Source organism: Streptomyces sp. NPDC048751, assembly GCF_043198595.1.
Taxonomy (GTDB): domain Bacteria; phylum Actinomycetota; class Actinomycetes; order Streptomycetales; family Streptomycetaceae; genus Streptomyces.
On sequence record NZ_JBICUX010000032.1, the window covers coordinates 1 to 14,891 of the forward strand.

Consider the following 14,891-nt stretch of genomic DNA (forward strand, 5'->3'; position numbering starts at 1 on the left):
CTTCGGTCTTGCGTTTCCGACTCTATCAGATCTTTTTCCGATCCGATTTCCTCGGTGCTTTCCAGGTTCCCGCTCTCGCGTTTCCCTTTCCGGCGGTTCCGACTCTATCAGATCCTTTCGGCCCTGATTCCCCGTCAGAGGGGGGTTGCCTTCCCGGCTGTTGGGCCGTTCCGACGTCTCAAACCTTAGCGGATCCTCCCGGCGTTTCCCAATCGAGTCGTTCGACGCGATCGAAAGCGGCCGAGCTCCCGAGCGAATTGAATTCGGGCACGCCGAATTCACCCCGTCAGGAGTGATCGTTCTGCTGGTTTGGTTGCCGCACGAGGCGGCGGGAGTGGTGCCGCAGAACCGTTACGGCTCTCCGACAACCCGAAGAACTCTACGGATCCCCGAAGGGGCTGTCAAGTGCCCGCTGTCAAGATCTTTTCGGGCGCTTCAGCCGAGGGCGCGGCCGGGTCTCAGTCGAGGTCGCTGAGGCGTCCGCCGGAGTCCGGCTGCGCGTCCTCCACCCGGCGAAGGAGCCTGGTCAGCACCTCGCCGAGGACCGCGCGCTCGCCCGGTGACAGGTCCTGGAGGAGGTCCTCCTCGAAGACCGTCGCCAGGCGCATTGCCTGCAGCCACTTCTCGCGTCCCTCCGGTGTCAGCTCGACGATGACGCGGACCCGATTGGCCTCGTCCCGTTCTCGGGTAACCAACCCCTCCGTAACCATGCGGTCGATCCGGTGGGTCATCGCGGCCGGCGTCAGGCCGAGGCGCTTGGCGATGTCGCTGGGGCCCATGCGATAGGGGGCGCCGGAGAGGACGAGCTCCTTGAGGACCTCCCACTCGGCGTTGCTGATGCCGAGGGCGGCGGTCTGGCGGCCGTAGGCGACGTTCATACGGCGGTTCAGGCGGGAGAGCGCCGAGACGATCTGCTCGACCTGGGGGTCGAGGTCCTGGAACTCGCGCTGGTAGGCGGCGATCTGCGCTTCGAGTGTCGGCTCACTGAGGCTGCCGGGGGTGTCGCCCATGCCCGAAGTATGGCATGAGGTCGCTTGGCGTTGAAGTCCTTCGAGGTGTACCGTTTAGCTTCTAACTTTAGCTTCGAAGTCTTCAGTCCTAACTACTGAGGCACTTCAACTACTCGAGAGAGGTGAACGTGACCAGGGCGAAGGGCGCAGCGATGCGCCGGATCCACGTGGGCAACGCACTCAGCGCGTTCGGGCTCGGTTTCACCGTCCCCTACCTGTACGTCTATGTGGCGCAGGTGCGGGGGCTCGGTGCCATGACGGCGAGTCTCGTACTCGCCGTCTTCGCCGTGGCCGCGCTGGTCGTGCTGCCGTTCGCCGGCCGGGCGATCGTGCGGCGGGGCCCGCTTCCGGTGCTGCTCGCCGCCCTGGTCACCGCCGCGCTGGGGTCACTGAGCCTGGGACTCGCGGGGACCTCCACGGCGGTACTGCTGTCGGCGGCGGCGCTCGGGGCCGGGCAGGCCGTGATGCAGCCGGCGCTCGCGACGATGATCGTGGACTGCTCGACGGCCGAGACGCGGTCGCGGGCGTTCGCGACGCAGTTCTTCCTGCAGAACCTGGGGCTCGGCGTCGGTGGGCTGATCGGTGGGCATCTCGTCGATGCCACGCGCGTGTCGTCGTTCACGCTGCTGTTCGCGATCGAGGCGGCGATGTTCCTGCTGCTGGTCGTGGTGATGGCGACGGTGCGGATGCCGCACTCGCCGCGGATCGAGGACGCGCCCACGGGGTCGGCGAAGGGGAGCTGGAAGCAGCTCCTCGGGAACCGGGCCATGGTGCAGCTGAGCGTGCTGGGGTTCGTGCTGTTCTTCTCCTGCTACGGCCAGTTCGAGTCGGGGCTGAGCGCGTACGGCGTGGAGGCCGCCGGGATATCGACGTCCGCGTTGGGGACGGCGCTGGCCGCGAACACCGCGGTGATCGTCGTCGCGCAGTTCGCGGTGCTGAGGTTCGTCGAGCGGCGTCGGCGGTCCCGGGTGATCGCGTCCGTGGGGCTGATCTGGTCCGTGGCGTGGCTGACGGCGGCGTACGCGGGACTCGGGCACGGCAGCCAGGAGATGGCGACGGCGGCGTTCGTGTCGACGTACGCGCTGTTCGGTCTCGGGGAGGCGATGTTGTCGCCGACGGTGGCTCCGCTGGTGGCGGATCTGGCGCCTGCCGGGATGGCGGGGCAGTACAACTCCGCGTTCGCCCTGGTGAAGCAGTTGGCGTTGGCGGTGGGGCCGGCTGTGGGTGGGCCGATGGGGGCGTCGTTGCACGCGCCCTATGTCGTGACGTTTCTGCTGTTCTCGCTGGGGATCACGTTCCTGGCGGTGCGGCTGGGTGGGCGGCTCACGGTCGCGCAGGATCAGCCGTGGGTCGCTCGGAGCCGGGTCGTCGCTCGGGGTGGGGCTGCGGCGGAGTCCGTGTCGGCGGAGGCCTGACGGCGCGCGGCCCGTAGCCGCGCCGGTGGTTCTAGGCCTTCGGCAGCACGAACTCGCACCACACCGCTTTTCCGCCTCCCGGTGTACGTCTCGACCCCCAGTTCGACGCGATCGTGGCCACGATGGCGATGCCCCTGCCGGACTCGTCGCCCGCTTCCGCGCGGCGGCGCCTGGGGAGGTGGTCGTCGCCGTCGGTGACCTCGATGATCAGACGGCGGTCGGTGCGGCGCAGGCGCAGGCGCATGGGTGGGGTGCCGTGCTGGAGGGAGTTGGCGACGAGTTCGCTGGCGGCCAGGACGCCGAGGTCGTGCAGTTCGGGTGGGAAGCGCCAGCTGGTGAGGACGCCGGAGGCGAACGCACGCGCGCGTGGGGCCGCCTCCACTCCGCCGAGGAGTTCCAGGGCGGCGTTGCGGAAGAGTTCGCCGTCGGGACCGGTGCGGGCAGGGTGCTGGAGGACCAGGACGGCCACGTCGTCGTCGTGGTCGGCGGTGACGCCGGCCGTGCGGACCAGGCGGTCGCAGATCACCTGGGGGGTGCCCATGGCGCCGGCGAGGGCGCGTTCGAGGGCGGCGATGCCCTCGTCGAGGTCCTCGTCCCTGCGTTCGACCAGGCCGTCCGTATAGAGGACGGCCGTGGAGCCGGGGCCGAGCGGGATCGAGCCGGAGGCGTGCATCCAGCCGCCCGTGCCGAGGGGCGGGCCGGTGGGTTCGTCGGCACGCTGGACCGTGCCGTTCTCGTCGCGGACCAGGATGGGCAGATGGCCGGCGGAGGCGTACAGCAGCCGGCCCTCGTTCGGGTCGTGGATGGCGTACACGCAGGTGGCGATCTGGTTGGCGTCGATCTCGGCGGCGAGGCCGTCGAGGAGTTGCAGGATCTCGTGCGGGGGCAGATCAAGACGGGCGTAGGCGCGCACGGCCGTGCGGAGCTGGCCCATGACCGCGGCGGCGCGGACGCCTCTGCCCATGACGTCGCCGATGACCAGGGCCGTGCGGCCGCCGCCGAGGGTGATCACGTCGTACCAGTCGCCGCCGACCGCGGCCTCGGTGCCGCCGGGCTGGTAGGTGGCCGCGATGCGCAGGTCGTCCGGCTGTTCGAGTTCCTGGGGGAGCAGGGAGCGCTGGAGGGTGACGGCCGTCTCGCGCTGGCGGCGTTCGCTGGCCCGGAGGCGTTCGGCGGCCTCGGCGTGGTCGGTGACGTCGGTGGCGAAGACGAGGACTCCGCCCTCGCCGTCGGCGTTCTTGGCGACGGGGGCGCAGGTGAAGGTGTAGGAGCGGCCGTCGGGGGCTTTGCGGGACTTGACGGTGCGGGACTTGCCGCTGCGCAGGACCTGGTCGAGGAGGGGGAGCAGACCGAGTTCCCGCAGCTCGGGAAGGGCGTGGCGGGCCGGTTCGCCGAGGGGGCGTACGCCGAAGGCGGTCACATAGGCGTCGTTGACGTAGGCGAGGCGGTGGTCGGGGCCGTGGATCAGGGCGACGAGGGCCGGGACGCGGTCGAGGACCTCGCGGACCGGCAGCTCGTCGACGGCCCGTACGAATGTGGTGTCGTCGGTCAGTTGTTCGGCGCGGGCCGCGGGCACGGAGTTCTCTCCCCGTCGTTCGGGGGAGGCGGGGTGCTCGGTCCGCGCTGCTGCGCGGCGCTGCGTTCCGGGGAGCCGGGCGCTCCAGCGCGTGAAGTTCACGAATCCTTGCCTCGTGTAGTCGTCGTCGGCCGGCTCCGGACCGGGCCAGGGCTCCGGTGACCGCGCGTGGTGGCAGCGCCGGGGTGTGCGGCACTTGGGAACAGCGTCGTGGGTTCGCGGGGTGGAGGGCGGGCGGCCCGCCCGGGCTCGGGGGATCAGTCTGGCAGGGCGGCCGTCCGGGCCGACAGTCGTCAGACGCCGGGGCGGCCGGTGGAGTTCCTGGGTCGGGTCAGGACGACCCCTTCGGGTCGTCAGAAGGCTTTCCACCGGCAGCCAGTTCGAACTCTGCTCGAGGGTGTTCGAGTGATCCGAGCGAGACGATCTCCCTCTTGAAGAGCCCGGAGAGGGTCCATTCGGCGAGCACACGCGCCTTGCGGTTGAAGGTCGGCACCCTGCTGAGGTGGTAGGCGCGGTGCATGAACCAGGCGGGGTAGCCCTTGAGCCTGCGCCCGTAGACCTGGGCGACGCCCTGGTGGAAGCCGAGGGAGGCGACGGAGCCGGCGTATTTGTGGGCGTACGTCTCCAGCGGTTCGCCGCGCAGGGAGTGGGCGATGTTGTCGCCGAGGACCCTGGCCTGGCGCAGCGCGTGCTGCGCGTTGGGGGCGGTCTCCTTGCCGGGTTCGTCGGCGGTGACGTCGGGGACGGCCGCGGCGTCGCCCGCGGCCCACGCGTGCGTGGTGCCCTCGATGGAGAGCTCGGCGGTGCATTTCAGCCGTCCGCGCTCGGTGCGGGGCAGGTCGGTGGCGGCGAGCACCGGGTGGGGTTTGACGCCGGCGGTCCACACGACCGTACGGGTCGGGAAGCGGGCGCCGTCGCTGAGGACGGCGACCCGGTCCGCGCAGGAGTCCAGGCGGGTGTTCAGGCGTACGTCGATGTTGCGGCGGCGCAGCTCGGTGACCGTGTAGCGGCCCATCTCCTCGCCGACCTCGGGCAGGATGCGGTCGGAGGCCTCGACGAGGATCCACTTCATGTCCTCGGGCTGGATGTTGTGGTAGTACCGCGCGGCGTAGCGGGCCATGTCCTCCAGCTCGCCGAGCGCCTCCACGCCGGCGTAGCCGCCGCCGACGAAGACGAAGGTGAGGGCCGCGTCACGGATCGCGGGGTCGCGGGTGGAGGAGGCGATGTCCATCTGCTCGATGACGTGGTTGCGCAGCCCGATGGCCTCCTCGACCGTCTTGAAGCCGATGGCGTGCTCGGCGAGGCCGGGGATGGGCAGGGTGCGCGAGACGGAGCCGGGCGCGAGGACGAGTTCGTCGTACGACAGCCGGAGGGCGCCGGTGCCCTCCTCCTCGGTGGCGAGGGTGGTCACGGTGGCGGTGCGCTTGGCGTGGTCGACGGCGGTGGCCTCGCCGACGATGACGTGGCAGTGGGACAGGACGCGGCGCAGCGGCACGACGACGTGGCGAGGGGAGATGGAGCCCGCGGCCGCCTCGGGGAGGAACGGCTGGTACGTCATGTACGGGTCGGGTGTGACCACGGTGATCTCCGCGTCGCCCCGGGCCAGTTCCTGTTTCAGCTTCCGCTGGAGCCGCAGGGCCGTGTACATCCCGACGTAGCCGCCGCCGACAACGAGAATGCGCGCGCGTTCCTTCACCATCCCATGACGCACCCGGCGTCGGCGTTTGTCCACAGCCCCGACAATTTGTGTGACCGGCGATCTGATGTGCGCAGGGTTGGCCGAATTACGAGCGTACAGGGAAGATCCGCAGGTCAGAGGGGGTGCACCGAGGGGCGAGAAGGGGAGTAATCGGGATGTATGCGACCCGTACTCCGATCGGGGGGCGCTCCGTGCGGAACGTGCCCCTTCTGAATTGACTCCCTCTCAACTATGTTCGTGTGTCGACGGGGTGTAGGGGGATGGCTCGTCGAGACCGCGACGGGCGGCCTCGGGAATCGGGCATGATCCACGCGCCCCGTGCGTTCAATGGCGGGGAGAGTCTCCGGGGGGAGACGTCATTACCGGGGGATCATTCATGCATATTCAGGATTCTCATTGGTCGTCCGCATCCGCCGTCGTATCGGGCGGCGGAGCGGTGATCAGCGCGGCGGCGCACAACGGACGCGGTGAGGCACCGCGCACGACGCCGCTGCGCGTGGACGCACAGCGCAACCTGGAGCACGTACTGCGTGCGGCGCGCGAGGTCTTCGGCGAGCTGGGATACGGCGCGCCGATGGAGGACGTGGCGCGGCGCGCGCGGGTCGGCGTCGGCACGGTGTACCGGCGCTTTCCGAGCAAGGACGTCCTGGTGCGGCGGATAGCCGAGGAGGAGACCTCCCGGCTGACCGACCAGGCGCGTACGGCGCTCGGGCAGGAGGACGAGCCGTGGTCGGCGCTGTCGCGCTTCCTGCGGACGTCGGTGGCCTCGGGTGCCGGGCGGCTGCTGCCGCCCCAGGTGCTCAGGGTCGGGGTCTCCGAAGACGGCGCGGACGGCGCCTCGTTCGACACGGCGCGGGTGCCGCAGCAGCGGACCCAGCCGGGCGGCGGCGAGCTTCGGCTGGTGCAGAAGGAGGAGAGCGCTTCGTCGTCGGTCGCCGCGGACGACGACACCGGGGCGGCGGCACTGCTCGAGGTCGTGGGCCAGCTCGTGGAGCGGGCACGCGCGGCGGGTGAGCTGCGGACCGACGTGTCGGTGTCGGACGTACTGCTGGTGATCGCGACGGCGGCGCCTTCGCTGCCGGACGCGGCCCAGCAGGCGGCGGCCTCGGCGCGACTGCTGGACATCCTGCTGGAGGGACTGCGGTCGCGGCCGGCGTGAGACACGGGTGCGTGGGCACCGCACCGCCCACGCACCACCACCCCGTTCCAGCCGCCGCGAAGGCCGGCCATGTGGCACTCTGACCCGGTGTTCGGGACTGGTTGGTCTGGCGGCGGGGGCTTTCCGCGATGAGCGTTCACGGGCGGGACGGGTCACTCGATGACGGTGACGCGGAGGTCGGCGGCCTGACCACACCGCAGGTGCCCAGTCAGGGCAGGCGGACGCTGCCGTCCTCCGACGCCGAGCTGATCGGCCGGATGCGCTCGGGCGACGACACGGCGTACGAGGAGCTGTACCGGCGCCACGCGGACGCCGTGCGCCGGTACGCGCGCACCTGCTGCCGTGACGCCCACACCGCCGACGACCTCACCGCCGAGGTCTTCGCCCGCATGCTCCAGGCGGTACGCGGCGGCTCGGGCCCCGAGCACGCCGTACGCGCCTATCTGCTCACCTCCGTCCGGCGGGTCGCCGCCCAGTGGACACGGTCGGCGCGGCGCGAGCAGCTCGTCGACGACTTCGCGGTGTTCGCCACGCACGCGGCACGGTCCGCGCCGACGGCCGACGGCGACACGCTCGACCTGGGCGCCGACGTACGCGCGATGCACGAGGCCGAGCAGTCGATGGCCATGCGGGCCTTCCGCTCGCTGCCCGAACGCTGGCAGGCCGTGCTGTGGCACACCGAGGTCGAGGACGAGTCGCCGAGCGAGGTCGCGGTGCTGTTCGGCCTCGACGCCAACGGCACGCGCGTGCTCGCCAGCCGCGCCCGCGAGGGCCTCAAGCAGGCCTATCTGCAGGCCCACGTCAGCGACAGGCTCACCGGCGACGAGGAGTGCGCGCGCTACGCCGACCAGCTCGGCACCTATGCCCGGCGCAGGCTGCGCACCCGTGCCGAGCGGGGGCTGCGCAAGCACCTGGAGGAGTGCGCCAAGTGCCGCCTTGCCGCACTGCAGATCGAGGAGGTCGCCGGCAGCATCCCCGCGGTCGTGCCGATCGCGGTCATCGGCTGGTTCGGTGCCGCCGGGTACGCCAAGGCGCTGGCGCTCATCGCCGGCGGAGCCGGGGCGGGAGCGGCCGGCGTGGCCGGAGCGGCCGCGGCGGGCGGCGGCGCGTCCGGCGGGGCGGGCGCCGGCGGCGGCGCGCTGGCGACGGAGGGCCTGGCAGCGCCGGTGAAGGCCGGTATCGCGGCCGGTGTCGTCGCCGTCGCGGCCACGGCGGCGGCCCTGGCGCTCATCGGCGACGACGGCCAGGCCGGGAAACCGGTGGCCAAGCCGCCCGCGTCCGCGCCGGTCGTCCGACCTCAGCCGCAACCGTCGACGCCCCTGGCGAAGCTCTCGGTTCCGCCTGCGCCTGTGCAGCGGCAGTCGCAGCCGCAGCCCGTGGTGCTGGCGCAGAGCCCGACGCCGACGCCGACGCCCTCCCGCACGCCGGGGCAGAAGCCCGCGCCCCCGCAGGCGTCCTCACCCACCCCGAAGACGGGACCGAAGCCGCCGAAGACGGAACCGAAGCCGACTCCGACTCCGACTCCGAGCCACACATCCACCCCTGCGCCCACCCCGACCCCGCCCCCGGCCCCCACTCCCGCGGCCCCGCCGCCACCCGCCCCGGTCGTCTACCAGTGGAGCGAGCTGTCGTACGACGTCACGGGCGATGGCACCAAGCCCGAGATGCGGTTCGCGGCGAGCAGTTGGGTGTGGCAGCGGTACGGACTGTCGATCGACGGCCGACGGTACGCGCGCGGGGTGACCGTGCACGGCGAGTCCTCCGTCACCGTCGACCTCAACCGAGCGTGCTCCTCCTACGACGCGCTGGTCGGCGTCGACGACCTGACGTCGAAGCTCGGCAAGGTGTACTTCTCCGTGTACGCGGACGGGGCCCGGCTGTGGAAGTCCGGGATGATCAAGGGCGGGGACCCGGCCGTGCCCGTCCATGTGAACCTCACCGGGCACAGCACGGTACGGCTGGTCGTCGAGCCGCACAGCAGGCCCTTCGACCCCGCGGCGCTCGCGGACTGGGCGGACGCGCGGTTCACCTGCTCGTAGCACCGGCGGGGTGCTCCCGCACCGCCTCGGCGAGTTCGCGCAGGGCGCCCTTCACGCCGAGGTCCGCACCCCTGGTGCGCTCGGCCTCGACACGCTCGGCGCCCAGGGCCACGAGGGCCGCCTCCTCCGTCCGCTCGGCCTCCGCCCGCTCCGGCATGGGGCGCGGATGGCCGCCGCGCAGCCGGTCGCCCGCCGCGTGCAGGCGGACCGCGCGCGGGAGGTCACCGAGCCGGGCCAGCAGAGACGCCGTACTGTCCACGATCGCGGCCATGACCGCCTCGGAACACCAGTCGGCCACGGCTTGCCGCAGCACGTCGGCGAGCATCGGCAGCCCCTGCGCCGGGCCGCGTTCGGCGGCCGTGACCAGCGCGTCGAGCAGGCCCAGCGCCGCGATGAACTGGGGCGGCGGCGTGCCCCGCACCGTCTCCTCCTGGGCCGCGTCGCACAACTCGCGCGCCAGGGCGGTGTCCTGGTCCTCCAAAGCCAACTGGCACCGTAGGAGCAGGACGAACGCCCGGGAGTCGATCACGCCGTAGCGGTCGGAGGCGGCGTCGGCCTCGTCCAGCGCGGCCAGGGCGGCGGGGCGGTCACCGGCACGGAAGGCGATCTCGGCGAGCCGGGCGATGAGGAACGGCGACTCGGCGTAGGCGCCGACCTCGTAGGCGAGCCGCAGCGCCTCGCGGTACTCCCGCTCCGCCTCCTCGAAGCGGCTGCGGCCCATGGCCGCCTCACCGGCCGCGCTGCACACCTGGGCCCACATCCAGCGGTCACCGACCCGTCGGCTGAGCTCGCGCAGCTCGGCGAGGTCGTCGTCGACACCGCGCATACCGCCGGGTGAGTCGACGACCATGTGGGTCCGCATCATCAGGGTGGCGCCGATCGACCAGTCGTCGCCGTACGCACGGCAGTTGGCGACCGCCGCGTCCAGGGCGGGCCGTACGTCCTCCGAGCCCCGCCGGTACAAGGCCATCAGCGGCCAGGTCATCCCCGGCATCCGGGCCGCCTGCGGACCGCCCCGCTCGTAGTGGGCGCGCACGCGGGCGACGTACTGCGGGTATCGGGGGTCCTCCTCCACGTCCTTCGACGGGGACTCCGAGGTCAGGAAGAGGGACAACATGTGCAGGTCCATGCGCGTGCCGTGCAGGGGGTGGGACGCGTCCTGCTCGGGGGCGGTGAAGAAGGCGTCGATGGGGTCCAACGGGTCCAGGGTCTCCCCGGGGGAGGTGTCCCCCGGGGAGGTGTCCAGGGAGACTCCCAGGCGCAGGATGCGCTCGACCCATTCCGCGCCCTCGTGGCGGTAGTTGCGCAGCCACCAGAACCAGCCCATGGCGAGGGCGAGAGCCGTGGCCTCGGTCTCGTCGCGGGAGGTGAGGGACCGGGCGAGGGCGGCGCGGATGTTGTCCAGCTCGGTCTCCAGGCGGGCGATCCACGGGAGCTGCTCCGCGGACCGCAGCAGCGGCTCGGCCCGCTCCACGAGGGCGCGTGCCCACGCGCGGTGCCGCCGTTCGGCTGTGGCGCGCAGCTCGGGGGTCTCGGCGGCGCGCTCGGTGGCGTACTCGTGGATGGTCTCCAGCATGCGGTACCGCATGCCGCCGCCGTCCCGCGCGGAGGGGGCGGCCACGACCAGGGACTTGTCGACGAGCGCCCCGATGAGGTCCGCGGCCGGGCCGGTGCACACGGCCTCGGCGGCCTCCAGGTCCCAGCCGCCCGCGAAGACGGACACCTCGCGCAGCACCGTCCGCTCCCGCTCGTCGAGCAGGTCCCAGGACCAGTCGACGACCGCGCGCAGGGTCTGCTGGCGGGGCAGGACCGTGCGGCTTCCGGAGGTGAGGAGGCGGAACCGGTCGTCGAGGCGGTCGGCGATCTGGCGCGGGGTGAGCAGCCGCAGGCGGGCGGCCGCCAGCTCGATGGCGAGCGGCAGCCCGTCGAGGCGCCGGCAGATCTCCGCCACCGCCTCCTCGTCGCGGAGCACGGCGGCCGCGTCGGGACGGACGGCGGTCGCGCGCTCCGTGAAGAGGCGGTGCGCCTGGTCGGGGACGAGGGGCTCGACCGGGCGGACCGACTCGCCGGGGACGCCCAGGGGTTCACGGCTGGTGGCGAGGATCGTGAGCCCCGGGCAGCGGGTCAGCAGGGTCTCGGCGAGGCCGGCGGCCGCGTCGATGACATGTTCGCAGTTGTCAAGGATCAGGAGCGGGCTGCGCAGGGCGCAGTACTCGACGAGCAGGGCGACGGGGTCGTCCTGCGGGGGCGCCAGGTCGTTGGTCAGCAGCACGGTCTCGCGCAGACCGAGCGCGCTGACCACCGCGCCTGGCACCGCCTCCGGCCGGTCGAGCGGTGCGAGCTCGGCCAGCCACGCCTGCGGCAGGCCGGCGGCGGCCTCTTCGGCGAGGCGGGTCTTCCCGGAGCCGCCCGGTCCGACGAGGGTGACGAGGCGGGTCCTGTGCAATTCGGAACGGATGGCGTCGAGTTCGGGTTCCCGGCCCACGAAAGAGGTAAGACGCGGACGGATGTTGCCCTGCGGTTCCGGGAGTCGGGGGGCCATGAGCCGTGCCGGTGCCGATGCCGGTGCCGGTCGGGGTGGCGCGGTCGCCGGGCCGGGGGTCGTCCCTTTGAGCAATTCCTCGTGCAGGGCGCGGAGTTCCGCTCCTGGGTCGGTGCCCAGGCCGTCGGCGAGGGCCCGGCGGGCGGTCTCGTACGCGGCGAGCGCTTCCGCGTTGCGGCCGGTGTCGCGCAGGGCGCGGACGAGGAGGGCGTGCAGCGGTTCGTCGTAGGGGTGCGCCGCAGTGAGTTCCGTCAGGTGCGGTACGACGTGCTGGGCGCGGCCCAGTCGCAGCTCCGCCTCCGCGTGGGTGCGGGTCGCCTCCAGGCGCAGGGCGTCGGGACGGGTGGCGGCGCTGCGGTCCGGGAGGTCGGCCAGGGCGGGGCCGCGCCACAGGGCGAGGGCGTGGGCGAGGTGGCGGGCGGCGGTGGAGGCGTCGGCGTGGTCGTGCAGGGCCGTGGTGCCCTGGCGAACCAGGCGCTCGAATACGAAGAGGTCGACGTCGTCCGGTGTCGCGGTCAGGCGGTAGCCGCCGGGCTCGGAGGTGATGGCGTCCTTGCCGAGGGCGCGGCGGAGCCGGCCGACGAGGGCTTGGAGGGCGGCGGGGGCGTCCTGGGGCGGGTCCTCGGCCCAGATCTCGTCGATGAGGGTTTCGGGGGTGGTGGCGCGGTCGGGGCGCAGGGCCAGCGCGGTGAGGAGGGCACGGAGCCGGGCTCCGGGGAGGGGGACGTCCGCGCCCTGGGTGTCCTGCGCCTGGGTGACGCCCAGGATTCTGTACCGCATCGGGTCATTGTCGCCGGGGCGGAGGGGTGAGGCACGGGGTTTGCCGGGCCAGGGGTTTCGCGGGGCGCCCGGCGCTGACGGGTGCTGCCCGCGGCTGACGCCGAGGAGCGGCGCCGGCAAGCGCAGGTCAGCATCCTCCAGCCCGTCCGGCGCAGGCCGTTCAGGCCGAAGCGGGGGGCTGGGGGCGGCAGCCCCCAGGGACGGTCACCGCGCCCGGCGCTGCTGCTGAGGCAGGACGGTCGCGCAACCCGGCGCCAACGGGTTGCCGCCCGCGCCCACCCTCCCCCACTCTCGGCTTCGCTCGAGCGGGGGACCCCCATCGCCCCAGCGGCACGACTGCCCGCGGCTCAGACTGAGCGGTGGCCACTGGCGAGCGCAGGTCAGCATCCTCCAGCCCGTCCGGCGCAGGCCGTTCAGGCCGAAGCGGGGGGCTGGGGGCGGAAGCCCCCAGGGACGGTCACCGCGGCCGAGCCGCACCCTTCCACGGCCTAACCGCCGGAGGCCAGCGCCCCCCTCTGTGGTGAGATTCCCGCCGGTACCGCACGCGTGCGTGCCGGTGTGCCGGTCCAGCAGGTGCCTCGGCGGGAGAGGAGGCGGCGGAGCCAGAGTTCGAGGGAGACGAGGTCGGCGAGGCCGTCGAGGGGCAGGGGTTCGCCCTGGGCGGCGGAGCGCAGGGCCTTGCGGACGACGCGGGCCTCGACCAGGCCCGCCTCGGCCAACAGGGGCGTGTCGAAGAGCGCGATGAGCGAGTCCGCGGCCACCCTGAGCCCCGTACGGGCGGCGGCCGCCACCGACGCGTGGGACGGCGCGCCCCAGCCGGGCGGGAGGTCGGACACACCGGCGCCCTCCAGCACCGTACGGAGGATCGCCGACCGCGCGCCCGGCTTCACCCGGAGCGTCTCGGGGAGTTCGCGGCAGGCCCGTACGACCTGGTTGTCGAGGAAGGGCGCGTGCAGCCGCTGCGAGCGGATCTCGGCGGCCTGTTCCAGGACGCGGAGGTCCGCCGCGTGCCGGGCGAGGGCCGCACGCGCGCGGAAGTCGCCGGGCCGCTGCCCCGGACCCACGCCTGAGCGATGTGTCGCCCCTTGCAGGCGAACCGATACTTCAGCCAGTGCCTCTCCGGTCAGCCAGCGCGCCGCCGGCCCGGGTCTGGCCCAGGTGAGCGCCGCCAGGGACGCCCCCACCGCACCTGTGGGCTCGTCGACCCTGCGCTGCATCAGCCGCTCGGCGAGTGCCTCCACACCGGCCCCGTACGGCGTACGGGCCAGCCGGCGGGCCGCGCCGTACACGCGCGCGGGGACCAGTACCGAGCCGTCCGCCTTGGCCAGCGCGGCGACCGGGCGCACGAGGTGGCGCCGTTTGCGGTCCATCAGCAGGTCGGCGAGGCGCGCGGGGTGGGCGTCCAGGACCTGCCGGGCGCCGTACCCCGTGAAGTGGTCGGCGCTGCCCGAGGCGAGGCGGGCGCGGTGGCGGGCCGCCGTCACCAGGGAGGGGCCGGGCTCGTCGGTGAGCGGGCCGTCCAGGTCGGCGTAGGGCAGGGCCTCCTCGCCGCCCGCCACGACGACGTGGTGCAGGCGCGGGTTGGCCGCGAGAGCGCCCGCGCGTTCCACCTCGGCCTCGCGGCCGGGGACGGCCAGGTCGTTGAAGGTGACGGCCAGCAGGCGCTCCCCCGCGCCCGTGCCGTGCCCCAGGAGCGTGCCGGGGTTGCCGGGCAGGCCCGCCGCCAGCAGGGCCAGGGTGCCGGAGGCAGGGCCGCCGGAGAGGTCCGCGCCGATGCCGGGAACCGGCATCCCGCGCGCGGCACGCCGTTCGGCGGGGCCCATCCCGGGAACGGGCCCGGGGTCGATGTCGGGGACGTGCCGGGGTGCGGAGAGGCGGGCCCGTACGGCCTCGACGAGCGCGTCACGCACGGCGTCGACCGCGCGGTCCGGGTCGGCCGCGGGCGCCGCCACCGCGAGGGAGGCGACCCGCTCGTACCCGGCGATTTCACGCGCCCCGGCGCGCAGAATGAGCGCATGCCCCGGCGGAATGCGACGTACGCCGTCGTACGGGGTGGAGTCCTGGAGGGCGGCCGGTACGTCGGGAGCGGCCAGGAGCGCGGCGAGGTGCCCGAAGTCGAGGTTGGCCTCGATGAGGTCCGCGAGGGGCAGCGCGGCCGTCGCGTACGCCGTGCCGTCGGCCCAGGGGGTGTGGAACACCGGGCGCGCGCCCGCCAGATCGCCGCAGACGGTGATCCGCCGCCCCACCTTGACGACGGCCGTGTAGCTGCCCGGCCAGGCGGTCAGATGGCGAAGTGCCCCGCCGCGCGCGGCGAACAGGCCGACCCGCAACTGCTCGTCGGTGGCCCCGCACAGACCGAGGACGGCGATCCGCGTCTGGTCGTCGACCTTGACGACACGCACCTCGTCGGGGCGCCAGTCGCCGACCGCCCACAGCGGATCGGGGTCGTCCCACAGCAGTTGGGAGCCGACCGGGTGCAGCGTCTCGCCGTCGAGCCCGGTGGCGCCGGCGGCGCCGGGCTCAACGGCTCGCGCGGCGGTGCTGCTCCATCCCACCAACCACCGCATCGACGCCTCCACAGGCTGTGGACAACCAGTGCTCCGTACGAACGGTTCACCATGCTGCCACGAAGAACGCCTCACAGAGGGGCGGCGGAGCCGCTTGTGATCCA

At 73.1% G+C, this 14,891-nt stretch carries 8 protein-coding genes; 3 read left to right on the plus strand and 5 right to left on the minus strand.

The genetic code is table 11. From position 1 onward, the window contains the following. Positions 1–458: 458 nt before the first annotated feature. The gene (locus ACGFNV_RS45685) at positions 459–1,010 is read right to left on the minus strand and encodes a MarR family transcriptional regulator (RefSeq protein WP_133927841.1); all 552 of its coding nucleotides are present in this window, start codon (positions 1,008–1,010) and stop codon (positions 459–461) included. A gap of 152 nt (positions 1,011–1,162) precedes the next feature. Between ACGFNV_RS45685 and ACGFNV_RS45690 the strand changes: the two genes are divergently transcribed. Then, positions 1,163–2,425 (plus strand): MFS transporter, encoded by a 1,263-nt coding sequence (locus tag ACGFNV_RS45690; RefSeq protein ID WP_393631535.1) that lies wholly within the window; start codon positions 1,163–1,165, stop codon positions 2,423–2,425. 31 nt (positions 2,426–2,456) lie between these two features. Here ACGFNV_RS45690 and ACGFNV_RS45695 read toward each other — a convergent pair whose 3' ends face one another. Together ACGFNV_RS45695 and ACGFNV_RS45700 are read right to left on the minus strand one after the other, a co-directional pair. Further along, positions 2,457–4,103 carry a SpoIIE family protein phosphatase gene (locus ACGFNV_RS45695; protein WP_393631487.1) on the minus strand — a complete coding sequence of 549 codons (1,647 nt, stop codon included), beginning with the start codon at positions 4,101–4,103 and terminating at the stop codon, positions 2,457–2,459. Positions 4,104–4,332: 229 nt separating this feature from the next. After that, positions 4,333–5,700 carry an NAD(P)/FAD-dependent oxidoreductase gene (locus tag ACGFNV_RS45700; protein WP_393631489.1) on the minus strand — a complete coding sequence of 456 codons (1,368 nt, stop codon included), beginning with the start codon at positions 5,698–5,700 and terminating at the stop codon, positions 4,333–4,335. Positions 5,701–6,076: 376 nt separating this feature from the next. On the opposite strand from ACGFNV_RS45700, the gene ACGFNV_RS45705 reads away from it, so the two are divergent. Together ACGFNV_RS45705 and ACGFNV_RS45710 are read left to right on the plus strand one after the other, a co-directional pair. Further along, positions 6,077–6,859, plus strand: coding sequence for a TetR/AcrR family transcriptional regulator (locus tag ACGFNV_RS45705; protein ID WP_393631491.1), 783 nt, complete (start codon positions 6,077–6,079; stop codon positions 6,857–6,859). A gap of 128 nt (positions 6,860–6,987) precedes the next feature. Next, entirely contained in the window at positions 6,988–8,898 is a 1,911-nt protein-coding gene (locus ACGFNV_RS45710) for a sigma-70 family RNA polymerase sigma factor (RefSeq protein ID WP_393631493.1), read from the plus strand. On the opposite strand, the gene ACGFNV_RS45715 is transcribed toward ACGFNV_RS45710, so the two are convergent. Both ACGFNV_RS45715 and ACGFNV_RS45720 read right to left on the minus strand, forming a co-directional pair. Then, positions 8,885–12,220 carry a BTAD domain-containing putative transcriptional regulator gene (locus ACGFNV_RS45715; RefSeq protein ID WP_393631494.1) on the minus strand — a complete coding sequence of 1,112 codons (3,336 nt, stop codon included), beginning with the start codon at positions 12,218–12,220 and terminating at the stop codon, positions 8,885–8,887. The genes ACGFNV_RS45710 and ACGFNV_RS45715 overlap by 14 nt on opposite strands. A gap of 488 nt (positions 12,221–12,708) precedes the next feature. Then, positions 12,709–14,787 carry an asparagine synthase-related protein gene (locus tag ACGFNV_RS45720; protein WP_393631496.1) on the minus strand — a complete coding sequence of 693 codons (2,079 nt, stop codon included), beginning with the start codon at positions 14,785–14,787 and terminating at the stop codon, positions 12,709–12,711. Positions 14,788–14,891 lie beyond the last annotated feature (104 nt).

Excerpts from the sequence above, each read along its gene's own strand:
- ACGFNV_RS45685 (WP_133927841.1), bottom strand. The coding sequence starts at position 1,010 with ATGGGCGACACCCCCGGCAGCCTCAGTGAGCCGACACTCGAAGCGCAG.
- ACGFNV_RS45690 (WP_393631535.1), top strand. The coding sequence starts at position 1,163 with ATGCGCCGGATCCACGTGGGCAACGCACTCAGCGCGTTCGGGCTCGGT.
- ACGFNV_RS45700 (WP_393631489.1), bottom strand. The coding sequence starts at position 5,700 with ATGGTGAAGGAACGCGCGCGCATTCTCGTTGTCGGCGGCGGCTACGTC.
- ACGFNV_RS45705 (WP_393631491.1), top strand. The coding sequence starts at position 6,077 with ATGCATATTCAGGATTCTCATTGGTCGTCCGCATCCGCCGTCGTATCG.
- ACGFNV_RS45710 (WP_393631493.1), top strand. The coding sequence starts at position 6,988 with ATGAGCGTTCACGGGCGGGACGGGTCACTCGATGACGGTGACGCGGAG.
- ACGFNV_RS45715 (WP_393631494.1), bottom strand. The coding sequence starts at position 12,220 with ATGCGGTACAGAATCCTGGGCGTCACCCAGGCGCAGGACACCCAGGGC.
- ACGFNV_RS45720 (WP_393631496.1), bottom strand. The coding sequence starts at position 14,787 with ATGCGGTGGTTGGTGGGATGGAGCAGCACCGCCGCGCGAGCCGTTGAG.